This is a genomic window from Sinorhizobium kostiense (genome assembly GCF_017874595.1).
GTDB classification, from domain to species: domain Bacteria; phylum Pseudomonadota; class Alphaproteobacteria; order Rhizobiales; family Rhizobiaceae; genus Sinorhizobium; species Sinorhizobium kostiense.
The window spans coordinates 202,653-226,015 of record NZ_JAGILA010000008.1 but is presented as its reverse complement, the minus strand read 5'-3'; the positions used below and the strand labels follow the sequence as shown (position 1 = coordinate 226,015).

28 protein-coding genes and 3 tRNA genes are annotated in these 23,363 nt (G+C 61.2%); 20 read left to right on the top strand and 11 right to left on the bottom strand.

Features of this window, described 5'->3' with window-relative positions; genetic code table 11:
- Positions 1–5 precede the first annotated feature (5 nt).
- The 5 genes from J2Z31_RS24590 to J2Z31_RS24570 all read left to right on the top strand — a co-directional run bounded on the left by J2Z31_RS24590 (position 6) and on the right by J2Z31_RS24570 (position 3,840).
- Complete coding sequence (locus tag J2Z31_RS24590; RefSeq protein ID WP_209605602.1) at positions 6–239, top strand: BolA family protein; 234 nt, start codon at positions 6–8, stop codon at positions 237–239.
- 5 nt (positions 240–244) lie between these two features.
- A complete protein-coding gene (locus J2Z31_RS24585) occupies positions 245–481 on the top strand; it encodes a hypothetical protein (RefSeq protein ID WP_209605600.1) in 237 nt (78 codons plus the stop codon).
- A 123-nt stretch (positions 482–604) separates the two neighbouring features.
- Entirely contained in the window at positions 605–940 is a 336-nt protein-coding gene (gene grxD / locus J2Z31_RS24580; RefSeq protein ID WP_209605598.1) for a Grx4 family monothiol glutaredoxin, read from the top strand.
- Between the two features lie 322 nt (positions 941–1,262).
- The gene (locus tag J2Z31_RS24575) at positions 1,263–2,501 is read left to right on the top strand and encodes a multidrug effflux MFS transporter (protein ID WP_209605596.1); all 1,239 of its coding nucleotides are present in this window, start codon (positions 1,263–1,265) and stop codon (positions 2,499–2,501) included.
- A gap of 49 nt (positions 2,502–2,550) precedes the next feature.
- A complete protein-coding gene (locus J2Z31_RS24570) occupies positions 2,551–3,840 on the top strand; it encodes a multidrug effflux MFS transporter (RefSeq protein WP_209605593.1) in 1,290 nt (429 codons plus the stop codon).
- A 46-nt stretch (positions 3,841–3,886) separates the two neighbouring features.
- On the opposite strand, the gene J2Z31_RS24565 is transcribed toward J2Z31_RS24570, so the two are convergent.
- Positions 3,887–4,336: a cupin domain-containing protein gene (locus tag J2Z31_RS24565; RefSeq protein WP_209605591.1), complete on the bottom strand. Its 450-nt coding sequence runs from the start codon at positions 4,334–4,336 to the stop codon at positions 3,887–3,889.
- Between the two features lie 107 nt (positions 4,337–4,443).
- On the opposite strand from J2Z31_RS24565, the gene J2Z31_RS24560 reads away from it, so the two are divergent.
- Together J2Z31_RS24560 and J2Z31_RS24555 are read left to right on the top strand one after the other, a co-directional pair.
- Positions 4,444–5,394, top strand: a complete 951-nt coding sequence (locus J2Z31_RS24560; protein WP_209605589.1) for a LysR family transcriptional regulator — start codon at positions 4,444–4,446, stop codon at positions 5,392–5,394.
- Between the two features lie 185 nt (positions 5,395–5,579).
- Positions 5,580–6,356: a sulfite exporter TauE/SafE family protein gene (locus J2Z31_RS24555; protein ID WP_209605587.1), complete on the top strand. Its 777-nt coding sequence runs from the start codon at positions 5,580–5,582 to the stop codon at positions 6,354–6,356.
- A gap of 27 nt (positions 6,357–6,383) precedes the next feature.
- On the opposite strand, the gene J2Z31_RS24550 is transcribed toward J2Z31_RS24555, so the two are convergent.
- The 4 genes from J2Z31_RS24550 to rpsD all read right to left on the bottom strand — a co-directional run bounded on the left by J2Z31_RS24550 (position 6,384) and on the right by rpsD (position 10,108).
- Positions 6,384–7,208, bottom strand: a complete 825-nt coding sequence (locus tag J2Z31_RS24550) for an inositol monophosphatase family protein (protein WP_209605585.1) — start codon at positions 7,206–7,208, stop codon at positions 6,384–6,386.
- A 2-nt stretch (positions 7,209–7,210) separates the two neighbouring features.
- Entirely contained in the window at positions 7,211–8,095 is an 885-nt protein-coding gene (gene ttcA / locus J2Z31_RS24545; protein ID WP_209605582.1) for a tRNA 2-thiocytidine(32) synthetase TtcA, read from the bottom strand.
- Between the two features lie 259 nt (positions 8,096–8,354).
- Entirely contained in the window at positions 8,355–9,302 is a 948-nt protein-coding gene (locus J2Z31_RS24540; protein WP_209605580.1) for a glutaminase, read from the bottom strand.
- A 188-nt stretch (positions 9,303–9,490) separates the two neighbouring features.
- The gene (gene rpsD, locus J2Z31_RS24535; protein WP_209605578.1) at positions 9,491–10,108 is read right to left on the bottom strand and encodes a 30S ribosomal protein S4; all 618 of its coding nucleotides are present in this window, start codon (positions 10,106–10,108) and stop codon (positions 9,491–9,493) included.
- A gap of 350 nt (positions 10,109–10,458) precedes the next feature.
- On the opposite strand from rpsD, the gene J2Z31_RS24530 reads away from it, so the two are divergent.
- The 3 genes from J2Z31_RS24530 (at position 10,459) to lexA (ending at position 12,070) form a co-directional block, all read left to right on the top strand.
- Positions 10,459–10,534: transfer RNA gene (locus J2Z31_RS24530), tRNA-Ala, on the top strand.
- 484 nt (positions 10,535–11,018) lie between these two features.
- Entirely contained in the window at positions 11,019–11,186 is a 168-nt protein-coding gene (locus J2Z31_RS24525) for a hypothetical protein (protein WP_209605577.1), read from the top strand.
- A gap of 173 nt (positions 11,187–11,359) precedes the next feature.
- A complete protein-coding gene (gene lexA, locus J2Z31_RS24520; protein ID WP_209605575.1) occupies positions 11,360–12,070 on the top strand; it encodes a transcriptional repressor LexA in 711 nt (236 codons plus the stop codon).
- Between the two features lie 539 nt (positions 12,071–12,609).
- Here lexA and J2Z31_RS24515 read toward each other — a convergent pair.
- Positions 12,610–12,683, bottom strand: a tRNA-Cys gene (locus J2Z31_RS24515).
- 279 nt (positions 12,684–12,962) lie between these two features.
- On the opposite strand from J2Z31_RS24515, the gene J2Z31_RS24510 reads away from it, so the two are divergent.
- Positions 12,963–13,715, top strand: coding sequence for a YrbL family protein (locus J2Z31_RS24510; RefSeq protein WP_209605573.1), 753 nt, complete (start codon positions 12,963–12,965; stop codon positions 13,713–13,715).
- A 1-nt stretch (position 13,716) separates the two neighbouring features.
- Here the strand turns inward: J2Z31_RS24510 and J2Z31_RS24505 are convergent, their stop codons facing one another.
- A complete protein-coding gene (locus J2Z31_RS24505; protein WP_209605570.1) occupies positions 13,717–14,010 on the bottom strand; it encodes a hypothetical protein in 294 nt (97 codons plus the stop codon).
- Between the two features lie 140 nt (positions 14,011–14,150).
- Here J2Z31_RS24505 and J2Z31_RS24500 point away from each other — a divergent pair.
- Positions 14,151–14,225, top strand: a tRNA-Asn gene (locus tag J2Z31_RS24500).
- 316 nt (positions 14,226–14,541) lie between these two features.
- On the top strand, positions 14,542–14,760 hold the full coding sequence (locus J2Z31_RS24495) for a hypothetical protein (protein WP_209605568.1): 219 nt from the start codon (positions 14,542–14,544) through the stop codon (positions 14,758–14,760).
- Positions 14,761–14,840: 80 nt separating this feature from the next.
- Here the strand turns inward: J2Z31_RS24495 and J2Z31_RS24490 are convergent, their stop codons facing one another.
- Positions 14,841–15,242 (bottom strand): DUF1236 domain-containing protein, encoded by a 402-nt coding sequence (locus tag J2Z31_RS24490; protein ID WP_209605566.1) that lies wholly within the window; start codon positions 15,240–15,242, stop codon positions 14,841–14,843.
- A gap of 254 nt (positions 15,243–15,496) precedes the next feature.
- Here J2Z31_RS24490 and J2Z31_RS24485 point away from each other — a divergent pair, with 254 nt between their 5' ends.
- The 3 genes from J2Z31_RS24485 to J2Z31_RS24475 all read left to right on the top strand — a co-directional run bounded on the left by J2Z31_RS24485 (position 15,497) and on the right by J2Z31_RS24475 (position 16,643).
- Complete coding sequence (locus tag J2Z31_RS24485; RefSeq protein ID WP_209605564.1) at positions 15,497–15,685, top strand: hypothetical protein; 189 nt, start codon at positions 15,497–15,499, stop codon at positions 15,683–15,685.
- A 281-nt stretch (positions 15,686–15,966) separates the two neighbouring features.
- Entirely contained in the window at positions 15,967–16,323 is a 357-nt protein-coding gene (locus J2Z31_RS24480; protein ID WP_209605562.1) for an SMR family transporter, read from the top strand.
- Positions 16,320–16,643: an SMR family transporter gene (locus J2Z31_RS24475; RefSeq protein WP_209605560.1), complete on the top strand. Its 324-nt coding sequence runs from the start codon at positions 16,320–16,322 to the stop codon at positions 16,641–16,643. Before J2Z31_RS24480 ends, J2Z31_RS24475 begins: the two co-directional genes overlap by 4 nt.
- Positions 16,644–16,735: 92 nt before the next feature.
- Here J2Z31_RS24475 and J2Z31_RS24470 read toward each other — a convergent pair whose 3' ends face one another.
- Positions 16,736–17,584, bottom strand: a complete 849-nt coding sequence (locus J2Z31_RS24470; protein ID WP_209605848.1) for an SDR family NAD(P)-dependent oxidoreductase — start codon at positions 17,582–17,584, stop codon at positions 16,736–16,738.
- Positions 17,585–17,893: 309 nt separating this feature from the next.
- Between J2Z31_RS24470 and J2Z31_RS24465 the strand changes: the two genes are divergently transcribed.
- From J2Z31_RS24465 to J2Z31_RS24450, 4 genes are read left to right on the top strand one after another with little or no spacing between them, the layout of a single operon-like run.
- Positions 17,894–18,934: a cysteine synthase A gene (locus tag J2Z31_RS24465; protein WP_209605558.1), complete on the top strand. Its 1,041-nt coding sequence runs from the start codon at positions 17,894–17,896 to the stop codon at positions 18,932–18,934.
- Between the two features lie 3 nt (positions 18,935–18,937).
- Positions 18,938–19,687: an alanyl-tRNA editing protein gene (locus J2Z31_RS24460; RefSeq protein ID WP_209605556.1), complete on the top strand. Its 750-nt coding sequence runs from the start codon at positions 18,938–18,940 to the stop codon at positions 19,685–19,687.
- A gap of 14 nt (positions 19,688–19,701) precedes the next feature.
- Complete coding sequence (gene sseA / locus J2Z31_RS24455) at positions 19,702–20,559, top strand: 3-mercaptopyruvate sulfurtransferase (protein WP_209605554.1); 858 nt, start codon at positions 19,702–19,704, stop codon at positions 20,557–20,559.
- Positions 20,560–20,564: 5 nt separating this feature from the next.
- Positions 20,565–21,128, top strand: a complete 564-nt coding sequence (locus J2Z31_RS24450; protein WP_209605552.1) for a GNAT family N-acetyltransferase — start codon at positions 20,565–20,567, stop codon at positions 21,126–21,128.
- Positions 21,129–21,158: 30 nt separating this feature from the next.
- Here the strand turns inward: J2Z31_RS24450 and J2Z31_RS24445 are convergent, their stop codons facing one another.
- Complete coding sequence (locus J2Z31_RS24445; RefSeq protein ID WP_209605550.1) at positions 21,159–21,884, bottom strand: response regulator transcription factor; 726 nt, start codon at positions 21,882–21,884, stop codon at positions 21,159–21,161.
- 13 nt (positions 21,885–21,897) lie between these two features.
- The gene (locus tag J2Z31_RS24440; RefSeq protein WP_209605548.1) at positions 21,898–23,139 is read right to left on the bottom strand and encodes a GAF domain-containing sensor histidine kinase; all 1,242 of its coding nucleotides are present in this window, start codon (positions 23,137–23,139) and stop codon (positions 21,898–21,900) included.
- Positions 23,140–23,363: the final 224 nt, after the last annotated feature.

Genomic DNA, 23,363 nt, shown 5'->3' with positions numbered 1-23,363 from the left:
GTATCATGCCCATGACACCAGGCGATATCGAAGACATGATCAAGGCTGGGATTCCCGGCGCCAAGGTCACGATCCGCGATTTGGCCGGTGACGGCGACCACTATGCCGCCGAAGTCGTGGCCGAAGCGTTTCGTGGCAAGACGCGCGTCCAGCAGCACCAGATGGTCTACAACGCCCTCAAGGGCAATATGGGCGGCATGCTGCACGCTCTCGCGCTTCAGACCAGCGCTCCGGACTGAAGCGCATGGCAGACCTGATCAAGGAGCTCGTCGGCGTCGTGATCGACGGCGCGTTGAAGGAGATCCTCAAGAAGACCGGCGCGACGAGAACCACAACGAAACGTACGAAGCGCCGATCGCGGAAGACCGGTAGCATTCTCGCCGACGTCATCGAGGCGGCGATCCGAAAACCGGCAAAAAAACAGACGAGCCGTCGCCGCACGGCAGCGGCCCGAAGCAAATCCCGTCGCCGCTCGGCCTAGAGCCACATTTTGAGGACCATCAATAATTATTGCGCCTGGATGGGGTGAAAACTCCGCCCATGCATGCTATCTAAGCGGCAATCGAGATCCGGTCCTTGAAGCCGGCGCAGGAAGGAATACATCATGAGCGGAATTCACGATTTCATCGACAACGAGGTCAAGACGAACGACGTCGTTCTCTTCATGAAGGGCACGCCGCAGTTTCCGCAGTGCGGCTTCTCCGGCCAGGTCGTGCAGATCCTCGATTATGTCGGCGTCGACTACAAGGGCATCAATGTGCTCGCCGACGCGGACCTGCGCCAGGGCATCAAGGACTATTCCAACTGGCCGACCATTCCGCAGCTTTACGTGAAAGGCGAATTCGTCGGCGGCTGCGACATCGTCAGGGAGATGTTCCAGGCCGGTGAACTCCAGTCGATGCTTGAGGAGAATGGGATCTCCGTCAAGGGAGCCGCCTGACCCCGACCAGCGGCATTTTCGCCAGATCGGAAAAGGCGGGGCGACCGCCTTTTTTGATTCCGGGCCTATATGTCGCCCGGCTAAATTTCGGCGCGCTGCATGAGTAAATCGCGATGCTCGCATTGCGATACGAGCCGAGCGCGTCTGCGGACGCATGCCGCGTTCGGTAACAGACCGGCCCCTCTCGCCAATTCGGCCGTTACCGGCGGCTGCAAACAGTTCGGTTCAGTACTGAAGTTACTTTGGATGATCAAGGCATTGTGCCTAGCCTCTCGCCTTCTCGCCGAAGGATGGGCTCAAGAACCACTACAGGTTTCATGAAATGACGAAGCCGATAGACCACACTGCTGCCCTGTCGGGGCTGTCGAAAACCCAGTTCATCGCGCTCATGGCCATGCTCATGTCGATCAACGCGATCTCGATCGACATCATGTTGCCGGGGCTGCAGGAAATCGGCGCCAGTCTCGGCGTCGCCGACGAAAACGATCGCCAATACATCATCTCGGCCTACCTGTTCGGCCTCGGTTTTGCCCAATTGGGATTTGGCCCGCTTTCGGACCGTTTCGGGCGGAAGGCGCCGCTCCTGGGCGGCCTGGCGCTCTATGGCGTGTGCGCGCTTGCGATCGTCTTCGTCCCGACCTTCACCACGCTTCTCATCTTCCGCTTCGTCCAGGGCGTCGGCGCAGCGGCGACCCGTGTCGTCACCGTCTCCATCGTCCGTGATGTCTACGGCGGCCGTCAGATGGCGGAGATCATGTCGCTGGTGATGATGGTGTTCATGATCGTTCCGGTCGTCGCACCCAGCATCGGTCAGGTAATCATGATCTTTGCCGAGTGGCACATGATATTCGTGGTCATTGCGCTTTTCGCGCTCGCCATCTCGATTCCGGTCGCCCTTAGCCTCCGCGAAACGCTTGATCCGGCCTATCGGCGAGCGTTCACCGCCTCGGTGATACTGGAGGGTTTCCGGATCGTGCTGACGAACCGGCTTGCCCTGTTCTATACGCTGGCGACCTCCGTACTCCTCGGCGGGCTGTTTGGCTTCGTCAACTCGGCGCAACAGATCCTCGTCGGCATTTACGGTCTCGGAATCTGGTTTCCGGCGGTCTTCGCGGCTTTCGCCGGCATGATGGCGCTCGCCTCGTTCACCAATTCGCGCCTCGTACAGCGGTTCGGCATGCGAGCGCTTTCGCATGCCGCTCTTCTGGGCTACGGGCTGGCAAGCCTCGCCTGGATGTCGCTGTCCCTTGCAGGGCCGCTGCCGCTTGCGCTCTTCGTTGTCCTGCAATCGGCCGCGATGTTTCAGTTCGGTCTGATGGCGGCCAATTTCAATGCAATGGCGATGGAGCCGCTCGGGCATGTTGCGGGCACCGCCTCTTCCGTGCTCGGGTTCACACAGACAATCGGAGGCGCGTTCATTGGTGCGATGATCGGTCAGGCCTTCGACGGAACAGTGACTCCGCTTGCCGTCGGGTTCTTCACTCTCTCCGTTTTCGCCCTCGCCTTCGTGCTGATTGCCGAAGGCGGAAAGCTTTTCCGGCCGCACAACCCTGCGGGCTAACGGTCTTCGAACGCACCGCAAGTCCCCGGTTACAATACGGATACTCGAAATGTCTTCCATCACCAGACAATCGGATACTCTTGGCGCGGTTTCGGGCGCGGCTCGCCTTCACATGGGGCTCACCGAGTTCGTCATCACCATCGCCCTCATGACGGCAAGTGTCGCGATAGCGATCGACAGTATGCTGCCGGCCCTGCCGAGCATCGGACATTCGTTCGATATCGCCGATGCGAATGATGCGCAGCTCGTCATCGGCGTGTTCTTCTTCGGCTTCGGCTTTTCGCAGATCTTCTTCGGCAGCCTTTCCGATGCCTTCGGACGGCGCGTCGTCCTCATGGGCGGCCTTTGCGTCTTCACCCTCTCGATGTTCGCCGCCTCGCAAGCGACGAGCTTCGAGCTGCTGCTCGCCTTGCGCTTCATCCAGGGGATCGGAGCCGCCGCCATCCGCATCACGACGCTCGCGATCGTTCGCGACTGCTTCGGCGGCCGCGAGATGGCCCGCGTCATGTCCTATGTGATGATCGTCTTCATGATCGTCCCGATCGTCGCACCATCATTCGGCCAGCTCGTGATCTCCTATGCCAGCTGGCATTGGATCTTCACGCTGATCGGCTGCATCGGCTCCGTTCTCTTCTTCTGGGCGCTGACGCGGATGAAGGAGTCGCTTCCGCGGGAAGAGCGCCTGCCGCTGTCGGTGAGCGCCGTGCTCTCCGGCTTCAGGACGGTGCTGACGAACCGCATCACCTGCGGCTACATGATCGGAATGACGCTCTTCACCGCGGTCATCTGCGCCTATATCGTGACCGTCCAGCAAGTCTTCGGCGAAATCTATGGTCTCGGCGAATGGCTGCCGATCGCGTTTGCCGCAACGGCGAGCGGCATTGCTGCTGCCAATTTCGCCAATGGCTTCTTCGTCCGCAGCTTCGGCATGCGGCGCATCTCGCATACGGCGATGATCCTGTTCACAATTCTGGCGGCCGCCGGCTTTCTCATGTCGCTCGCGGGCACGCCGGCCTTCGTCGTCAGCTATGTCATGTTCTCCGTTCTGCTGATGTTTTTCGCCGTCATCGCCACCAACTTCACCGCCATCAGCCTGGAACCGATGGGACATCTCGCCGGAACCGCGACCGCGATCACCGGCTTCGTCTCTACGACCGGCGGGGCGCTGATCGGCGGCACAGTCGGCCAGCTCTTCGATGGCACGCTGAAGCCGCTGTTCGGCGGCTTCGCGATCTTCGGCCTGCTGACCATCGTAGCGACGCTCTGGGCGGAGAGAGGCAAGCTCTTCACCCACCCGGGAGACAAGGATGTGGCGCATGACCACGGCGCTCAGGTCTGATGCGAGATGAGAACGCGGGGGCGGGCTTTCCGCCCCTGCCCGGTCTTCAGTCGATCGCCAGCGGCGGTCCGGTAAAGCGGAGATGATGGCGGCCCGCGGCCTCCATGATCGCCGGCATATCGGTTGCGACGGAGTACTGGCCAGCCGCCATTTCCGTAAAGAAGCCTTCGAAGCCCCCCGGCGTCAGGATCACGAGATGGCGGCAGGGGACGTCCCCGACGATTTGGAACGTATGTTCTGATCCACGCGGGATGAACACCGTCTCGCCCGGACCGCGGCTCAACTCTTCGCCCTCCAGCCAGAATTTGCACCGGCCTGTGACGATCACAAATATCTCGTCTTCCCTCTCGTGTACGTGCCGAGGAGGGCCGCTGCCGACGGGCGAGAGGCTGTCGACGATCGACATCTTGCCACCGGTAGCCTCGGTAGACAGGATTGTGCTGTACTTGACGCCGTTCCAATCGATGGCATCGCCGGGGTAATGCTCATTATTCATCGTTTTTCTCCTTGAAGCTCGAAACCGAGAGCGCTCTCGTTGACTCGTGAATACCCGCCCCGGCAATATCGGTCCAACCGATTGTTATGATAGGGGCTATCGCGATTATGAATTTCGCCACGTTCGACCTGAATCTGATGCGCGTGCTCGATGCCATTCTGCGCGAGGGGTCCACGGTGCAGGCGGGCAAGCGGTTGAACATGTCCCAGTCCGCGGTATCGGGCGCCTTGGGTAGATTGCGGCACTCGCTCGGGGACGAACTCCTCGTCCGGCATGGCAACCGCTTGGTTCCGACCGACTACGCCAGGTCGATCGAACTGCCGCTTCGGGAGGAGCTCGACCGGATCGCAGCCATTCTGGCGCCGCCTAGCACCTTCGATCCGGCGACCGCCGAGGGGACGTTCCGAATTACCGCAAGCGATTTCTTCGCCGAAATGCTGATGCCGCCGCTTGCGGATTTGCTGCGCAAACTGGCGCCCGGCATCCGGGCGCAACTCGTCGACCTCGTTCCGAACAGCTACATCGATAGCCTCGAGACCTATCACGCCGACCTCGCCCTCATTCCGGACCAGTCGATCCCGGACTGGACCAGCAGCCAACCGCTCTTCTATTCGAGCTTCGTCGTGATCGCCCGGCGAAACCATCTCCATTTGACGAGCGCGGGCGTGGCGCCCGGTAACACGGTGCCGATCGACCTCTTCTGCGAGATTGGCCAGGCGCTTTTCTCACCCCAGGGAAACTTCTCGGCGATGGGCGATGCCGCCCTCGCCAAAGTGGGCCGGCGGCGGAAAGTGGTGATGACCCTGCCGGTGTTTTCCGGCGTTTGCCGCGCCGTCGCCGAGAGCGACCTGATCGCGCTGGTCCCGCGACAGCTCGCCGAACGGGTCGCTCCACAGATGGGCCTGGAGATCTACCGCCCCCCCATGCCGATCGATCCGCCCTTGATCATCGCCGTCTGGCATCGACGTTCGGCTTCAAACCCGCTGCACCGTTGGATGAGGGAAAAGGTTATCGCGCTGATGCGCCTTCTCAACGAAGGCGAGCAGACGGCCATCTAGGGGATAACCCGTTCCAGCTGAACTAGGAATACGAGTAAGCCAGCTCAACTTTGAGTCCGCGCTCGCGAAACAAGCCGAGGCGTGCTAGCTTTCATCCGTGCCAAAGGCACCATGAACTAAGCCTCCGCATGCATTGCACGCGCGAGGCTTTGCTATGCGAGATGGCCAAATGCGCGGAGCCTCTGATGGAAGACTTCCTACTATTCGCGGCAGTCGGGTTTCTCGCCCAGGCTGTCGACGGTGCACTCGGGATGGCATATGGCGTGATTTCTTCTACGGTGCTCCTCGCATTTGGTGTACCTCCGGCGCAAGCCTCAGCTTCGGCCCATGCTGCGGAATTGTTCACCACCGCGGCTTCCGGATCGGCGCATCTTTATCATCGTAACATCGACTGGAAGCTGTTCCGGCGGCTCATTCCCTTCGGCATAGGTGGCGGAATCTTGGGCGCCTACGTGCTCACTTCATTCGACGGAGATCAGGTCAAGCCTTTCGTGACAACCTATCTCGCCGTCATTGGAATCTGGCTGCTCATCCGGTCGTTTCGTCGCATCCCAACCAATCCCGTGAAGTTGAGAATTGTTGCCCCCCTCGGCGCGGCTGCCGGCTTCCTGGATGCTGCAGGCGGAGGTGGTTGGGGACCTGTCGCCACCACCGGCCTGCTCGGCGCGGGCGGTCAGCCGCGGTTCGTCATCGGCACGGTCAACGCGAGCGAGTTCCTGATTGCGCTTTCGGTGTCGCTGAGCTTCCTCGCCGCATTTGTAACCGGCCACTGGCAACCTGTGGGCGGACTTGGCAACTATCTCACATCGGTTGGCGGGCTGATCATTGGCGGCGTTTTGGCGGCGCCGTTGGCGGGATGGATGGTGAAGGCATTGAAGGAGTCGACACTTCTGCGGCTTGTTGGAACTCTGATCACGCTTTTGGCCAGCTACCAGACACTCGAGCTGACTGGGGTGCTGTGACGAACTGCGTTTTAGGGATCACGAACGTCAAACGGTGAAGACCTCGCGCCGCAGCGCGTCCCAGCTTTCCCGGTCGGTCGCGAGAAGCAGCCCGCCATTGTTATGCGCCGGCAGGTAGCGGGACCCGTCGAAACGGGCCGCAAATGCCCCGGCCTCCTCCGCGATCAGCGTGCCTGCGAGGTGATCCCAGGGCATGAGCTTCCGGTACATCAGGAAGTGCAGGTGACCGGCGGCAAAGGTGCGATATTCGTGCGCCGCGCAACGATAGCTGGTGGCGATCCTGACCTTCGCCAAATTTCCCATGACGATGCGCCGGTCGTCTACCTCGTAGAAGGCGGTCGAGGCGCCGCCGACCATGTTTTCGAGCGGCACGCTGGCCGTTACCGTCAGCTTTTCCTGCGAGCCATTCGGCCGGCACATCCAGGCGCCGGAGCCTTTCTCGGCGATGACCCAATCTTTGCCGAGCGGATCGTAGATGATGCCGGCGATGGTCTCGCCCTTCGCGACGACGCTTGCCATGACGCCGAAGAGTGGCAGGCCAGCCGCGAAATTGAACGTTCCGTCGATCGGATCGACGACGATGGCGAGATCGGCATCCGCCAGCTTCTCGATGAGCCCCGGATCGGCGGCCACGGATTCTTCGCCGATGAAGACCGCGCCCGGCGCGACCGCGTCTATTCGCGCCTCGATCAACCTTTCCGCCGCCTCGTCCGCCTCGGTGACGAGGTCGATCGCCTCCGTTTTCATCCGCACCTCGCCCGTCTGGAGATTCCGGAACCGCGGCAGGATTTCCTTCACCGCCGCCTCCTGCAGAAGGTTGGCAAGGGCGGCAACGTCGACGGAATGGCTCATTCTCAGGGCTCCGGGGAAAGGGAAAGGAAATCGAACAGCTTGGGATCGAGGAGGTGCGACGGGTTCACGTGCCCGAGCGCGCGTAGCATCGTATCCTTACGGCCCGGCATGCGGCGCTCGATATCGGCAAGCATGGCCTTCATGGCATTGCGCTCGAGGCCGTCCTGGGAGCCGCAGAGATCGCAGGGGATGATTGGAAACGCCATGGCCGCGGCGAATTTGGCGAGATCGTCCTCCGCGGCATAGGCGAGCGGACGCAGCACGGTGAGATCGCCCTCGTCATTCACGAGCTTCGCCGGCATGGATGCAAGCCGTCCGCCGTGAAACAGGTTCATGAAGAAGGTCTCGAGGATATCCTCGCGATGATGGCCGAGCACCAATGCGTCGCAGCCCTCCTCCCGCGCGATGCGGTAGAGGTTGCCGCGGCGCAGGCGCGAACAGAGCGAGCAGTAGGTTGCCCCGGCCGGCACCTTCTCCTTCACGATCGAATAGGTGTCGCGATATTCGATCCGGTGCTTGACGCCGATCGAGGAAAGATAGTCCGGCAGTATGTGCTTCGGAAAGTTCGGCTGCCCCTGATCGAGATTGCAGGCAATGAGTTCGACCGGAAGCAGGCCGCGCCACTTAAGATCCATCAGAAGTGCCAGCAGGCTGTAGCTGTCCTTGCCGCCGGAAACACCGACGAGCCAACGCTTCGCACCGTTGAGCATGGCAAAGTCGTCCAGCGCCTGGCGCACCTGCCTGAGCAGACGCTTCCGGAGCTTGTTGAAGGAAACGGCGGACGGCATACGCGAAAACAGCGGATGATCTCCGGCGTCGAAGCCGGTCGCGTCCTTGTCGGCGGCGATGTTCATCATATCGCGCTCAGACGTTCGTGCGAGTTCCATGGCAGCGTCTCGGAATGTGCGAGGGGCGAAAACAGATGTCGCTAAATCTATCGCCCAGCACTTGCCCCGTCTCACCTCCAAGATCAAGGGAAAACCACCTGCACTGCGTAAGCTGGCGTGATTGCCCCTCTCCTCGGGCTAAACCCGAGGACTAACCCTCTGCCCGTCCTGACGGGGAGACGGACTAAAGCGGCGCGACATCCACCTTGTCCCCGCCCGGCGGGGAGAAGGTGCCGGCAGGCGGATGAGAGGCCGCCGGTCAAGGCCCGAAAACAGACCATCCCGTGCGCGCCGCGAGCATCTCGAGCGCGAGCGAGCCGAGCAGCGAGTTGCCGTTCTCGTTGAGCCCCGGCGACCAGACGGCGATCGACGCCTTGCCCGGGGCAACCGCCAGGATGCCGCCCCCGACGCCGCTCTTGGCCGGCAGGCCGACGCGATAGGCGAAGTCGCCGGAACCGTCGTAATGGCCGCAGGTGAGCATCAGCGCGTTGATGCGCCGCGCCCGCTGGCGCGAGACGACGGAGTGCCCCGTCAGCGGATTGCTGCCGCCGGCGGCGAGAAACAGCCCCGCCTTGGCGAGCTGGCTGCAGGTCATCGCCAGGGCGCAATGATGGAAATAGACGCCGAGCACATGCTCGGCCGGGTGATCAAGCCGCCCGAAGGAGCGCATGAAGTTGGCGAGCGCGAAGTTGCGGTAGCCGGTCGCCGTTTCCGACCGCGCAACCTCGTGATCGATCACGATCGTCTCGTCGTCGGCGAGATAGCGGACGAAGCGTATGATCTCGCCGATCAGCTCCCTTGGCGTATGGCCGGCGAGGATCAGATCGCTGATGGTGATCGCGCCCGCATTGATGAAGGGATTGCGCGGCTTTCCGCCCTCATGTTCGAGCTGGACGATCGAATTGAACGGCGAGCCCGAAGGCTCGCGCCCGACGCGGTGCCATATGTTCTCGCCGTGTTTTCCGAGCGCCAGAGTGAGCGTGAACACCTTGGATACGCTCTGGATCGAGAACGGGACCTCCGCGTCGCCGACGCGATGCAGTTCGCCGTCCGTCGTGACCATAGCCATGCCAAAATGCCTGGGGTCGACGCGGGCGAGCTGGGGAATGTAGTCGGCAACCTTCCCCTCGCCGAACCGCGGCGCCAGCTCGTGGTAGATGTGGTCGAGGATCGATTGCAGGTCCTGCTGCGCTTTCTGCTCCGGCATACGGCATTCCTCGGCACTGGAACGAAACAAGGGGCCGATCAGTGGCCGCAACGTTCCGACATTCCCTTACAGAAAAACCGCCCGTCTCCGGGCGGCTTCGAAGATCCTGACGCTCCTGCATGTCTCCTTGAAATCGACGTCGATCAAAAGGAAAGACAGGCAGGACGCGCGGCGCTGCAGCGCCCGGATTAGCGCGAATAGAATTCGACGACGAGGTGCGGTTCCATGACGACCGGATACGGAACGTCCGAGAGAACCGGAACGCGAGCAAAGGTGGCGACCATCTTGTTGTGGTCGACCTCGACGTAATCCGGAACGTCGCGTTCGGCGAGCTGGACGGATTCGAGAACCGAAACGAGCTGCTTGGACTTTTCCTTGACTTCGATGACGTCGCCCGGCTTGCAACGGTAAGAAGCGATGTTGACGCGAACGCCGTTCACCTTGACGTGGCCATGGTTGACGAACTGACGGGCGGCAAAGACCGTCGGAACGAACTTGGCGCGATAGACGATCGCGTCGAGGCGCGACTCGAGCAGGCCGATCAGGTTTTCCGGAGTGTCGCCCTTGCGGCGGGAAGCTTCGTCGAAGATGGCGCGGAACTGCTTCTCACGAATGTCGCCATAGTAGCCCTTCAGCTTCTGCTTGGCGCGCAGCTGCACGCCGAAGTCGGAGAGCTTGGACTTGCGGCGCTGGCCGTGCTGGCCGGGGCCGTATTCGCGACGGTTGACCGGGGACTTCGGACGGCCCCAGATGTTTTCGCCCATGCGGCGGTCGATTTTGTACTTGGACGATTCGCGCTTGCTCATCGTATTTCCTTTCAATCTGTTAGGCCGGTCTGTTGCCAAACCGGATCAAGGAAACACGCCCTCCTCTGAACCCATTTTGGGGGCTCTGACAGGCTTCTCACGATCACGCGGACGCGAAAAACCACGGGACATGTCAAATGAAACACCGGGCATCGCTGCCCGGCGTTGGGCGGGTCTTTACGCACTGTTTCCCGGCTTGTCAACGGAATCCGTCGGAACATAGGGCTATTTCCGCGGCACCATCATCGCGGGCCGGAACGTACAAGGCGTCATGCCATCGCAAACAGCCTTTTCGCGCCTGCCGATGGGCTGGCGCCCGTGATCGAATTCTTCTATATAGTGGAGCCGCTGGGGTCGTAGCTCAGTTGGGAGAGCGCCGCAATCGCACTGCGGAGGTCGAGGGTTCGACTCCCTTCGACTCCACCAATGAAATCATGTCCAGCCCGGAGACATAGGTAACAGTTTGTACCTAACACATGGGTGACAACCTCGTGCCGAACGGGTTGTCGATGGTTTGCAAGGCCTCTCCTCCAGTCGATACGTCCACGATCCCGAAGTCCCGGCACACCTCGCTCATGCCTTCCCCCTCCAGAGGGCGCGCGTCCCTCCACCATCGAACTCTCTACGGCATCAACACCCTCCGGCCAAAAGCGGAAAGTGTTACCCATGTGTCCGGTACAAAACGTCGCCTATGTCTCGGGCCGGCCGTCGTGTCCAGCCGGACTGCCCGGTTCGATCAGTGCCTCGACACCCCTGGCGCCAACCCTCAGAATCATATCTCAAGCCATTTACCAAGAAGGCAAAAGCCCGTTTCCGGGCCGGTCGACTTTGCTTGCCATTGCATGTGAATTGATGGACAGTTGAAGTCTGCATTTTTCTATCAGAGCAACTCCCACGAGTGGAGACCATCATGCCTCTTCGACTTCTGACGGCAGCTCTGGCGATTGCGCTTCTGGCGCTTTCGGGATGCGCGACCACAGGCGCCACCGGCAATACGACCTACACCCAGTGGTACGGCCCCTATCCGGAACCGGATTTCGACGTCCTCAGCCCCGGAGGCCTGCGCCTCGCCTACTGAAACGCGATAAAGCGTTCGATCACATAAGACCGGAGGCGTCGCCCCCCGCATGGGATTGGCACGGTCGAAGCAAATGCGCCGCGAAATTCACGGAATCTTAGGTACTTGCGGAACACTTATGGAACGGATAGTGTCTGTTCTTGGTTTGTTTCGCGATTCTGGAGTGACGCGCCATGCTGACCCGCAAGCAACAGGAATTGCTTCTCTTCATTCATGAACGAATGAAGGAATCCGGGGTGCCGCCGTCCTTCGACGAAATGAAAGACGCACTTGATCTCGCATCGAAATCGGGCATCCATCGGTTGATCACGGCGCTCGAGGAGCGCGGCTTCATCCGCCGGCTGCCCAATCGGGCGCGCGCGTTGGAAGTCATCAAGCTTCCAGAGGCCTATTCAGGGGCGATCCAGCCGCGCCGCGGCTTTTCGCCCAGCGTCATCGAGGGCAGTCTCGGCAAGCCGCCTGCCCCACCGAAATCGGAGCCAGCTCCGATGGAGACGGCGTCGATCGCCGTGCCGGTCATGGGGCGAATTGCGGCCGGCGTGCCAATCTCGGCTATCCAGAACAATACGCATGAGATTTCCGTTCCGCACGAAATGATCGGCAGCGGCGAGCACTACGCGCTGGAGATCAAAGGCGACTCGATGATCGAGGCCGGTATCCTCGACGGCGACACCGTGATAATTCGCAATACGAGCACGGCAAGCCCCGGTGACATCGTCGTCGCCTTGATCGACGACGAAGAGGCAACTTTGAAGCGCTTCCGCCGGAAAGGTGCCTCAATCGCCCTCGAAGCAGCGAACCCGGCCTACGAGACCCGGATATTCGGGCCGGACCGGGTCAAGATTCAGGGCAAGCTCGTCGGTCTGATCCGGCGCTATCATTAACCGTAAGGCAGGATCTTTCGCTCTGCATGCGAAGCGGCATGCGTCCGCTCGCCTCATTGAGCCGAGGCAGAGGCGAATTCGAGGCGTGCGGTCGTCGTCAGCTGGTCCTGCGCGCCTCACCAATTGAAACGGCTCATCGACTCCGGCTTCGTTGGGGCTGCTCGGCCCCGGATTTCCCGCCTTCGGCGGGCGCTCTGTCGCCCTCCTTCGCCGTCCCATCCGGCACCGGCTTCGGGTCCAGGTCCATATCCTTCGGGTCCGGTTTCCAGGTCGGCGACGGCATGGGCTGATCGGTAAGTTGATCGTTCCTCGGCTTGCCCATGGCTCTGCTCCTTGCCGCTGTCCCAACCGAAAAGCCCGCGCGAAGTTCCAAACAATGAACCAAACGCTACGCGAGAGAATGAAGAGAGCCGGCGAGCTTCAGCGCCGCCGGAAGCGATCAATGCAAATGGGGTGGTTGGGGGCACACCCGAAGCGGGGCGTGGAACCGGGCAATTCCGGAGACGATCGGTTGCAAAACAGCCACTGAGGTGTGGCAATGGAGGCCTCGGCCGGAATTGAACCGGCGTACAAGGATTTGCAGTCCTCTGCGTCACCACTCCGCCACGAGGCCTCTCTGACCTGAATTCTCAAGCCGTGGCGAGCGTTTAGAATCATTCGAGATGAACCGCAAGAGGCAATTTCCTAAAAACACTCCCTTCCCCCGGCATCTTGCGCCAAGGCCGATTCCACGCCGGCCAGACCGCCGCCGGGCGCGGCAGGCCCTTAAGTGGCAAAAATGCAACCAACGACTAAAACGCAGTCACAATACATCTACAAGGTGGATTTGCCCTTGAAATTGGACCCTTGACGCAGTTTCGTAATAGAACTGTCACATTCCAAGGGACGCAGAATGTTGGACGGCAATATCTCCCTTTCCGATTGGCACCTTTGCGCCGGTGGGCACCAGCGGAGTGTGTTCGAGCACGAGCTCTATCCCAACGTTCTGATCAAGGTACTGCGGTCGAGGGGCGATGGTGGGGAACGCCATTCTACCAGGGCACTCCGCTTTCTCGACAGATTCAAGCGTTTCGGCGCCTACAGGACATTCCGGCGCGAAGTCGACGAATACATCGAGCTGGGAAGAAAGTTCACCCTGGCGGACCTCCCCGATCTTCCCATTCCGAGGGTATTCGGCTTCGTGCATACCGAGCACGGCCTTGGTCTTGTTGTGGAGAAAATCACGCAAGCAAGCGGGCAAGTGGCCCCAACCTTGCGCGACCTGGCACTGTCGGGAAAGTTCACCACAAGGCACCTCGCGATGATCGACGAGTTCTTCGAGCGCTGTCGGCGGCTTCACATCGTGTTGATGGATTCCAATGCCGGCAATTTTGTCGTCACCGATCGCCGGGGTCGCGAGGAACTCATCTGCGTCGACGGCACGGGCGAAAAGAGCTTCTTGCGCATTTTCGCCTTTAGCCGCCGTGCGAACGATCTCCGGCTCCGGCAGATGCGCGCGACACTGCTCACCAAGCTTGCGAAAACATTGGACCAATCCGCGACAGCGGCTCAGGAGGACGTCGTCCGCACGGCATTGCAAGCGAACCTTGGCGGTCGTATTCGCGCTTTGGCTGGGCTTCCCGGCGCGTCCTCCAGACCCCGATAGGCTATTTTCCGGAGGACTTCTCTGCATTGCCACGCCAGCGCGCCCACCACACCGCGAGCCTCCGGCGTGCGCGGCGCACTGCCGGTATGTCGTGGGAAAGCACCAGAAGCCCCAGCGGGATCATCCAGAAGCCCAGGACCGGCAGAAAACCGAGCGTCCCGGCCGCAACAAGCAACAGGCCGATCCCGATCCGCACCGCCGGCGACTCGGGCAATGGAACGCGCCATTTGCCGAGGATGATCTGTCGTGTTTTCGGGTCGATACCGAAACGCCTGTTCTTGTCTCCGTTCGCCATCGCTCCCTTTCCTTTGACTTCCCCAAAGTTGGTGCCTTCTCCACAGCCGAGCAAGCGGCGCTCACGATTTTTTTTGAAAAATCGCTTGGCAAATCCGAAAAGCATTTGTATTAGCAGCCTCACTTCTGCGGCGCAGATGATCCCTGGTAGCTCAGCGGTAGAGCACTCGACTGTTAATCGATAGGTCGCCGGTTCGAATCCGGCCCGGGGAGCCAGTTTCCAAAGCCCTGCACCTCACGGTGCGGGGCTTTTTGTTTGGTCATTTCAATGACGACCGTGCCTTCGCGGCGAACTTCCGCGTCATGGCGTGCGCATTCGTTCCCGCCCCGCATGAGCCTCCAGTTGAACTCGCCCGATGGCAGCGGTCGAGGTAAGAGGTGATCGAAGACCTGAGACTCCAGTGCAAATATCAACGGCACCGGCGCCAGCAACGACAGCTTCGTCTTCAACACGAACCTCGGCGCGTCAAATGTCGATACGATCACCGATTTCTCGGTTCCCGCCGACACCATCCGATTGGACAATGCCGTGATGACGAAGCTCGGCGCCAAGCTCGGCACACTCTCAGCGGACATGTTCTGGAAGAGCACGAGCGGGGCCGCCCACGATGCCAAGGATCGCATCTTTTATGAAATCGACACGGGCAAGCTGTTCTACGACAGCAACGGCAACGCCGCCGGTGGGGCAGTCCATTTCGCCACCCTCAGCGCCAACCTCGCGCTGACAAATGCGGACTTCCTGATCTTCTGATTGTTGCCAACTCTCCCCGCCGTTCTCCTGCGGGGAGAGGTCCACCTTGTGCCCGCCGCTCGGCGGGCAATCCGCTCACATCAGTTGATGACCTGAACGACCGTACGCGATTTCGGCTCCACGATCACCCGCTGTTCGTTGACGACAGCAAAGGCGTAATTGGGAGATTCAGGAATAGGGGTCAAAACGACCGTCTCGGGAATGGATTTCCCGACCACGACCGGCTGCTGCACGACTACGGACGGCGGTGCCGGCTGCTGCTGAACGTAGGTAACCACCTCGGGAGGCGGTGGCGTGAGTGCGCCACCCAGCGTGGCACCAACAACCGCGCCGACACCGGCGCCAACCGGACCTCCCAGGATTGCGCCCGTTGCCGCACCACCCACCATACCGGTAGTCGCGTTCCTGCCGTCGCTTTCCTGGGCCACAACGGTACCGGCAAGTAGTGTGGCGGCCGCTGCGATGAATACAAGCTTTTTCATTGTCCTATCCTCTCGTTAGACGCCCGACCAACGATCAGAACCAAGAACGGTTCCGGGCGCAGGACCTTAGTCCGACAGATTACCGAGAAAGGTCTTATGACCGTTGCTTCACGGCTCTGCCGCCACACGTTCTGTCATAAGGGCCATTGAGCCCAGCGGTGATGATCGGTCTCCTCGAGGACAACATGGTGCCGCGAAGGTCCGGAACGCCACTACCAGAAAAGTGATCCGATCGCTGGAGAGAGGAACTCGTAATGTATGGGAGAGACAATTTCCGCCGCCCCGAGCGAAAGGCATCGGTCGGCTTTCCAGTCGGCATAATGCTTCTCTCGATGCTGGTGATTGCCATGTATCTGCTTGTCGGAAGCGCCTTCCTGGACTCCAGAAGTCCGGACGTCGCGGTCTACGTACCCGCAGGGGCCACTAAGCAAGCCGTCGATTGATCGGTAGCCGCGATCGCGGCGATCCCCGATTCTCCGGAAGCTCAGCAGTGGAAGTCGGCGCCGTCGCGTCCGGCGAGCGAGCATCATGCAGAGCCCGATGACCAGTGCCCGCTCCCCCTCCTCCTCTGAAGTGCGAGAGTTGCGGGCCTATTGAGATCCCATTCCCGATTGGGTTATCAGGTTTTGAGGTGTGCGCTTTCCGAGAATCGGGTTGCCACTCCGTCTGTTCAATTTGCCCCCCGATGGTTCCGCCCGGTTCCAAATTCCTCGAAAGGGTTCGCATGCGCTTCGCATGGTTGTTCCTGGTGCTTGCGATCGCGACCGAGATCGCCGGCCTAACCGCCATGAAGGCGGCTTCCGCCTCGGGCTCCTATGTCGGTCATGTGGTCATGTACGGCTCGATCGCGCTTTCCTACGTTTTCCTTGCAAAAGCGGTGAAGACGATTCCGGTCGGTGTCGCCTATGCGATCTGGGAAGGCTCGGGCGTGGCGCTGATCACACTCGTGTCCGTGCTCGTTTTCGACCATGCGCTGACCGGTCGCGAGTTGCTTGGCCTTTCGATGGCCGTCACCGGCATCCTTCTCGTCAATGCCGGCAGGTCTCACGCGGCGGAAGATCCCGCGCGAGATGCCGCGTGAGCATCTCCGGCTTGTCCTTTGCCTTGGCCGTGGCGGCCGGTATTCTCGACGTCGCCGCTAACCTCGCCTCGACGAAGTCGAACGGCTTTGCGCGTCGTGGCTGGGGCGCGCTGTCGATCCTGCTGGTGCTCGCCGCCTTCGGCTTGCTCGCGGAAGCGGTCAAAGGCATGGAGCTGGCGATCGCTTATGCGGTGCTCGGCGGCACCGGGATCTTCGGAACGGCGATCAGCGGCCGCATCTTTTTCGGGCAGAAACTGAAGCCGGTCGGCTGGCTCGGGCTCTCACTCATTTTCGGGGCGGTGTTATGCATGTCTCCTTGAATCGACCTCGATTAGAGGACAAAGACATGCAGCAATTCAAAGTGCTACAGCGACATCTGCGCGTCCGATAAGAGGCGCGGCGCTGTAGTGCTTCACACCGCCTGATGCGGCTGTCCCTTTGGGCGTGCCTCCGTCCTCTTCCTTGCCGTGCTCTTCGGCGCACGCCACGGCACCAGCCACTTCACGAGCGCGAAATAGGCGCCGTAGGGGAGGAACTGCAGCAATTTGACGAGGTAGGTAAAGCGCTTCGGAAAGGATATCTCGAAGCGTTGGGACTTCAGGCCTCGCGATATCCGCTCCGCCGCCGTCTCGACGCTGACCAGTGCGGGTCGGGGGAAGTCGCCTTTTACCGCGCCGTGCGTGTCGACGAAGCCGGGACAGATAAGTTGCAGGCGGATACCGATCCGGTCGAGATCGAACTTCAGGCTCTCGGCCATGTTGATCAGGGCGGCCTTGGTCGCACCGTAAGCGGCGCCCATCGGCAGTCCGCCATAGCCGGCGACAGAAGAGACTATCGCTATCTGCCCCTGCCCTTTTGCTTTCATGTGCTCGACCAGCGGTACAAGGCAATTGACGACGCCCTGGAGATTGACGGCCAGACTCTCGTCGAAGGCTTCATGCTTGAGATCGTCGCCGCGCACCGGAATTGCCACGCCGGCATTGAGGATCGCCAACGCCACCTGCCCATGATCGTATTCGATCGCGGTCAAGAGCCGGTCCATGTCACCCGGGTGGGTCACGTCCCCGTCGAGCACGATGATTTTTCCGGGTCCGGTCGCCTCATGCTGGAGGGCGACCAGCTTGTCGTGGTTGCGCGCCGTAACGACGACCGCGTAGCCTTCCTCGACGAGCCGCAACGCGACGGCGCGTCCTATTCCGGAGCTTGCCCCGGTAATCCATACCAATCCATGTTCTGGGCGGGCGGTAAAAGCAGTCGTCATCTCGTCCTCACGTAGATCGGGACCGTTGCCTCTCCCGCAAAGCCCGTGTTTTATCCCGAGGCCGGTCGTCGTGACGGCGATGCCGCTCAATTCTCCGCTCCCGCCCACTGATTTGACCGCGGAGACGATTTTTGCCCGGGACAGGAAAGCTGCGAAACGCTATTTCTTGTCTATTCAACAGCCTAGGCCGAAAAGATGCCAATATTTCGGCGGCCCTGCCCTTTAGACCGGATGTTTATCGGCTTGCCGTTGATCAAGGTTAGTGCTTGGCTTGAAGCCGGCATCCAGTTCCAGCGCGAGGTTCTTTAAATGCGTGTTCTTCCGTCCGTGCTCGAAGCGATCGGCAATACGCCGCTGATCCGGCTCAATGCCGTTTCCGAAGCCACCGGCTGCAACATTCTGGGCAAGGCGGAGTTTCTCAACCCTGGCCAATCGGTGAAGGACCGGGCGGCGCTGTGGATCATCCGCGAGGCCGAGAAGGCTGGCAAGCTACGGCCCGGCGGCGTTATCGTCGAAGGCACGGCCGGCAATACCGGAATAGGCCTTGCGGTCGTCGCCAGCGCACTTGGATACCGCACCGTCATCGTCATTCCCGAGACTCAGAGCCAGGAGAAGAAGGACGCGCTGCGCCTGCTCGGCGCCGAGTTGGTCGAGGTTCCGGCGGTTCCCTACAGGAACCCCAACAATTACGTGAAGATTTCCGGGCGCCTGGCGGCCGAACTCGCCAAGACCGAGCCGAACGGCGCAATCTGGGCGAACCAGTTCGACAACGTCGTCAATCGGCAAGCGCATGTCGACACGACGGCGCCGGAGATCTGGCGCGATACCGACGGGAAGGTCGACGGCTTCATCTGCGCCGTCGGCTCCGGCGGCACGCTCGCCGGGGTGGCTGAAGGACTGCGCGCGCGCAACCCCAACGTCAAGATCGGCATCGCCGATCCGGAAGGGGCCGCTCTTTACAACTATTATGCCCATGGCGAATTGAAAGCGAGCGGTAGCTCGATCACCGAAGGCATCGGCCAGGGCCGGATCACCGCCAACCTCGAAGGCTTCACGCCGGATTTCGCCTACCAGATTCCCGATGCGGAGGCTGTGCCCTATGTCTTCGAGCTCATCGAGAAGGAAGGCATCTGTGTCGGTGGCTCAACCGGTATCAACATTGCCGGCGCCGTGCGGCTCGCCCGCGAGCTCGGCCCCGGACATACGATCGTGACCATCCTCTGCGACTATGGCAACCGCTACCAGTCGAAGCTCTTCAATCCGGACTTCCTCGCCTCGAAAGGCCTGCCGGTACCCGACTGGCTCACGAAGCCCTCGACCATCACCGTGCCCTACGAACCAGTCGAGTAATCGATGACCAGGACAGTGACAGCCCTCTTCCGTGACGATTTCTATCTGTCGACCTCGGAAGCCCGTGTGACCGCAATTCTGGAGGATGGCGGGATCGAGCTCGATCAGACCTGCTTCTATGCCGCCTCCGGCGGCCAGCCAGGCGACACGGGTTTTTTCGAGCGCGAAGACGGCAGCCGCATCGCCATCGTCGACACGCGACATGGCGACACCAAGGATGTCATCATGCATCTGCCGGCCAGCGGGCAGCCGCTTCCCGCCGTCGGCGAGAAGCTCGTCCTGCACATCGACTGGCCGCGCCGTTATCGGCTGATGCGCATGCATACCGCCTGCCATCTGCTTTCCGTCGTCTGTCCCTATCCAATCACCGGCGCGGCGGTCGGCGAGGAGGAGAGCCGCGTCGATTTCGACATGAGCGAAACGATCGACAAGGATCAGGTGACCGCAGCGCTGATGAAGCTCGTCGGGGAGAACCACCCCGTCTATGTGCAGTGGATCACGGACGAAGAACTCGCCGCCAATCCCGGTATCGTCAAATCGAAGAATGTTCGCCCGCCAATCGGCCTCGGGCGCGTGAGCCTCGTCTGCATCGGCGATAACTCCTCGGTCGACAGCCAGCCCTGCGGCGGCACCCATGTGTCGGAGACCCAGGAAGTCGGCGCAATCTACATCGCAAAGATCGAAAAGAAGGGTAAAGAGAACCGGCGCTTTCGAATACGATTCGGAATGCCGCAAGACCGAGCCGCCGTCTAACGAAAGGTGAAGAGATGAACGACAAAAGCAAGAGCGCCTTCGTTGTCTCCGCCGCATGGTTGGAGCAGCGCCTCGGCGATCCCGCCATCAAAATCGTTGATGCGTCCTGGTATCTACCGGCGCAGAAGCGCGACCCCAAGGCGGAATACGAGGCGGCCCATATCCCCGGCGCGATCTTTTTCGACCAGGATGCCATCGCCGACCAGACAAGCGGCCTGCCGCACACCCTGCCCTCGGCGGAAGCCTTTGCCGAAGCCGTTGGCGCCATGGGCATCACCGAAGAAGACACGATCGTCGTTTATGACGGCCCCGGCATCTTAACCGCGCCGAGAGTCTGGTGGATGTTCCGGATCATGGGCGCGAAGGACGTCTACGTTCTCGACGGCGGCATGGACGGCTGGAAGGCGGAGGGACGGCCGACGACGACCGAGGTCCCGAGGCCGACGCGACGCAGCTTCCAGCCGAGCATCGACGCAAAGGCCGTCACCTCTTTCGAGCGCATGAAGAATATCGTTGAAAATCGACTGGCGCAGATTGCCGATGCGCGGAGCGCCGGCCGCTTTGCCGGCGAAGAGCCGGAGCCGCGCGCCGGCATGCGGTCGGGCCACATGCCGGGCGCCAAGAGTCTTCCCTCCGGTGCTTTCTCCGAAGAGGGCAAGTTCAAGGATCTCGAAGCCCTGCGCCAAACCTTTGCCGAGGCCGGCATCGACCTCGCGAAGCCGGTTGTCACCACCTGCGGATCCGGCGTCACCGCGGCCATTATAACACTGGCACTTCAATCATTGGGCCATACGGACAATACGCTTTATGATGGTTCCTGGTCGGAATGGGGCGGGCGGCCCGATACCCCCGTCGAAATCGGTAGAGAGTAAAAGCCATGCAAGGATCGAACCCTGCCGCAATCTCGGCACATGTGACCGAACTCGAAATGACGTCGCCGCCGAAGCAGAGCCTGCCAATGCCTGTGAACATCCATACAGCGATCCTGCGCGTCTTCGACATCCCGCTTGCCTATTATCGCTTCCTTTACCTTCGTGTCGGCAGGCGTTGGCATTGGGCGGACCGACTGCGAATGAGCGACGAGGAACTGGCCGCACTGCTGCATGACAAGCGAACCACGTTGACGGTCCTCTACGTCAACGGCGCGCCAGCCGGCTTCTTCGAACTGCAGCAGCAGGAAGACGACGTCATCGAGATCACCCATTTCGGGCTCATGGAGCATGCGCTCGGCCTCGGGCTCGGCAAATGGTTCCTGCTGCAGACCTTGCTCGCGGCTTGGGCCATGGATCCGCGCAAGGTCACGGTGACGACCAATAATCTCGATCATCCCCGCGCCCTACAGCTCTATCAGCAATTCGGCTTCTCGCCGGTTGCCACCCGCGAAGCGGTGATCAAACCGCTGGCGGACGACGAGCTGCTCGCCTTTGCGAAAAAGCTGTAGAACCGGAACGACGATTACCCGTTCACAGGATCACAGCTGCTCTTTCAGCCAATCTTGCAGCTCCGCCTCGGCCCTCTCCAAGGCGCTGTGATTCAACAGTTTGCGCAAGAATGCGACGGTGACGGCGCGGGCACGCAGATTGAATCGGCTGTCGCCCTGTTCCTCGGCGATCACCTGATAGACGTCCAGCTTGTCATAGAGCTGCTGCAACCGGTTCTGCACGCTACGCAGCGACAGGCTCCGGCGTTTCGCAATCGCCCGGTCGGTCAGTCCGAGCGCGATATCGACAAGCACCTCATATTCCGAATCGGTGAAGCTGTTGGCGCGGCCGATGGTCTTTTGCTGCAAACCGCGCACTTCACGGTCGATCACGCATTGGCTTTCGACGAAGATCGAGCGTAGCGCCAGCTTCAGCCGCTCGTCGGATGCGGACTTCAAGACGTAGCCATAGGCGGCTCCGTCCGGAACGATGCGCGAAACGCCACGGACGTAGGCTTCGTCGGAGTAGTTCGACCAGAAGAGGATGCGCGTTTCCGGCCGCTCCTTCCAGATCGTGCGCGCCGCTTCGATTCCGTTGCGGCTCGCCATCTGAAGGTCCATCACGATGTGCGCGGATTTGTGATCGCGGGCGAGCTGCTCGCCGGCGACGCCATTCTCGGCCTCGATGACGGTGTCGCACTCGGGCAATGCCGCACAGACCGCCTCGTGCAGGTACGAACGGTGAAGCGGGTCGTCCTCCACGATCAGTACCTTCATCGCCGATCCTCCCTCATGGCTGTCGCTCCGCCTCTGCCGAGCCCTGCTCGAGCGGCAGATGGACGCTCACCGTGGTGCCGCGGTTCTCGCGTCCCGGTCCGATCGCGAACTTCGCCGAAATGAGCCTTGCCCGCGTCTTCATGCTGTCAATGCCGCCGCCGATGCGCCCGCGGGCTCGCGAAAGACCCCGCCCGTCGTCCGAAATCTCGATTGCGAGATGGCCGGCCTCCAGCCGAAGCCTCACGGTAATCGCTATCGGCTGGGCGTGGCGCACCGCATTGTTGATTGCTTCCTGCGCAATCCGGAAAAGAGCGACGCTTACCGTTGGTTCGAGACCGTCGAGAGCTCCTCCGGTTTCATCGATCAGCGCCCACTCGATCGGCATCGCGCTGTCGCGCACCGATCGGTCGAGGTGGTTCTCGACTGCTTGGGCGAGCCCGAAGAGCTGCAAGACGGACGGTTTTGCCTGCTCGATGATCTGCCGCAAGTCCTGCATGCAATGGTGGAGGCCCCTGGAAATCGGCTCCAGTGCCTCGCTGTTCAGCTCACCGCTTCGAGCCAGGCGGTCGATGCGGCGCGACAGACGCGTGAGGTCGGCGAGCGTCTGGTCGTGGAGGTCCATGCCGATGCGCTGGCGCTCCTGCTCCAGGGCCTCTGTCAGCTTCAACGCCCCCTGCCTCAGCCCTTCCTCGCGTGCACGCGCCTCAGCCTCGACAATGGCCGATTGCTGGGCCTGTTCGGCGGCCCTGAGCGCGAAGAAATAGGGCGCCAGCAGGTCGGCGATGATCCGCGCCCGGGCTACGTCCTCCATCGTGTATAATCCAGCCGTCTGCGACGAGCAGCTGAGCGCCGCGATGATCGTGCCTTGCACCTTCATCGGCACATGCAAGCGGCTGCGCAGCGATTGCTCGATGATCGGTCGCTTGAAGGCGCCCTCGAAATGGAAGCGCGCATCATTGATCGCGTCGTCGGTGAGCAGGTAATCCGCCTCGCCCCAGAGGAGCGAGCGGATCGGACTGTTGACGACCGGCGCCGAGGCGGCATCTCCCCATGCGGTGTCCATGCCGGTTTCGTATGCAGTATGATAATTGCCGTCGACCATAAGGATGCAGACGTCGAGATGGTCGTGGGGGATGATATGCGCCACTTCCGCCGCGACGGCGCGTATCGCCGAGCGAAAGTCGAGTTGGCCAGCGAGCAGCCGGGATATTCCAAGATAGTGATCGACCAACGCGGCCGGCGCCATGTGCGGCATGTCCGCAGTTCCTCCCGCGATCGCTTCCATTCCTCCGATGCGGCGACCGCTTTCTCCATTAAGCGCTTTCCGGGGCATTTTCGTCCTGCACGAACACGCAGCCTTTGGTGCAGAACCCCGCAAACGCATTGCCGTATCCTGTCTGTACAGGCAGGCATTTCTCCCGCATCCTGCCCTTACTGAGAGGAGGAAGCTCAGTGCAAGAACTATTTTCAGCCGGCCGC

Coding starts and splice junctions, on each gene's coding strand:
- J2Z31_RS24555 (WP_209605587.1), top strand. CDS start 5,580: ATGGAAGACTTCCTACTATTCGCGGCAGTCGGGTTTCTCGCCCAGGCT.
- J2Z31_RS24590 (WP_209605602.1), top strand. CDS start 6: ATGCCCATGACACCAGGCGATATCGAAGACATGATCAAGGCTGGGATT.
- grxD (WP_209605598.1), top strand. CDS start 605: ATGAGCGGAATTCACGATTTCATCGACAACGAGGTCAAGACGAACGAC.
- J2Z31_RS24575 (WP_209605596.1), top strand. CDS start 1,263: ATGACGAAGCCGATAGACCACACTGCTGCCCTGTCGGGGCTGTCGAAA.
- J2Z31_RS24525 (WP_209605577.1), top strand. CDS start 11,019: ATGCCTCTTCGACTTCTGACGGCAGCTCTGGCGATTGCGCTTCTGGCG.
- ttcA (WP_209605582.1), bottom strand. CDS start 8,095: ATGGAACTCGCACGAACGTCTGAGCGCGATATGATGAACATCGCCGCC.
- J2Z31_RS24585 (WP_209605600.1), top strand. CDS start 245: ATGGCAGACCTGATCAAGGAGCTCGTCGGCGTCGTGATCGACGGCGCG.
- J2Z31_RS24445 (WP_209605550.1), bottom strand. CDS start 21,884: ATGAAGGTACTGATCGTGGAGGACGACCCGCTTCACCGTTCGTACCTG.
- J2Z31_RS24550 (WP_209605585.1), bottom strand. CDS start 7,208: ATGAGCCATTCCGTCGACGTTGCCGCCCTTGCCAACCTTCTGCAGGAG.
- J2Z31_RS24495 (WP_209605568.1), top strand. CDS start 14,542: ATGACGAAGCTCGGCGCCAAGCTCGGCACACTCTCAGCGGACATGTTC.
- J2Z31_RS24465 (WP_209605558.1), top strand. CDS start 17,894: ATGCGTGTTCTTCCGTCCGTGCTCGAAGCGATCGGCAATACGCCGCTG.
- J2Z31_RS24505 (WP_209605570.1), bottom strand. CDS start 14,010: ATGGCGAACGGAGACAAGAACAGGCGTTTCGGTATCGACCCGAAAACA.
- J2Z31_RS24485 (WP_209605564.1), top strand. CDS start 15,497: ATGTATGGGAGAGACAATTTCCGCCGCCCCGAGCGAAAGGCATCGGTC.
- J2Z31_RS24490 (WP_209605566.1), bottom strand. CDS start 15,242: ATGAAAAAGCTTGTATTCATCGCAGCGGCCGCCACACTACTTGCCGGT.
- J2Z31_RS24540 (WP_209605580.1), bottom strand. CDS start 9,302: ATGCCGGAGCAGAAAGCGCAGCAGGACCTGCAATCGATCCTCGACCAC.
- lexA (WP_209605575.1), top strand. CDS start 11,360: ATGCTGACCCGCAAGCAACAGGAATTGCTTCTCTTCATTCATGAACGA.
- rpsD (WP_209605578.1), bottom strand. CDS start 10,108: ATGAGCAAGCGCGAATCGTCCAAGTACAAAATCGACCGCCGCATGGGC.
- J2Z31_RS24565 (WP_209605591.1), bottom strand. CDS start 4,336: ATGAATAATGAGCATTACCCCGGCGATGCCATCGATTGGAACGGCGTC.
- J2Z31_RS24510 (WP_209605573.1), top strand. CDS start 12,963: ATGTTGGACGGCAATATCTCCCTTTCCGATTGGCACCTTTGCGCCGGT.
- sseA (WP_209605554.1), top strand. CDS start 19,702: ATGAACGACAAAAGCAAGAGCGCCTTCGTTGTCTCCGCCGCATGGTTG.
- J2Z31_RS24460 (WP_209605556.1), top strand. CDS start 18,938: ATGACCAGGACAGTGACAGCCCTCTTCCGTGACGATTTCTATCTGTCG.
- J2Z31_RS24570 (WP_209605593.1), top strand. CDS start 2,551: ATGTCTTCCATCACCAGACAATCGGATACTCTTGGCGCGGTTTCGGGC.
- J2Z31_RS24560 (WP_209605589.1), top strand. CDS start 4,444: ATGAATTTCGCCACGTTCGACCTGAATCTGATGCGCGTGCTCGATGCC.
- J2Z31_RS24480 (WP_209605562.1), top strand. CDS start 15,967: ATGCGCTTCGCATGGTTGTTCCTGGTGCTTGCGATCGCGACCGAGATC.
- J2Z31_RS24470 (WP_209605848.1), bottom strand. CDS start 17,584: ATGACGACTGCTTTTACCGCCCGCCCAGAACATGGATTGGTATGGATT.
- J2Z31_RS24450 (WP_209605552.1), top strand. CDS start 20,565: ATGCAAGGATCGAACCCTGCCGCAATCTCGGCACATGTGACCGAACTC.
- J2Z31_RS24440 (WP_209605548.1), bottom strand. CDS start 23,139: ATGCCGCACATGGCGCCGGCCGCGTTGGTCGATCACTATCTTGGAATA.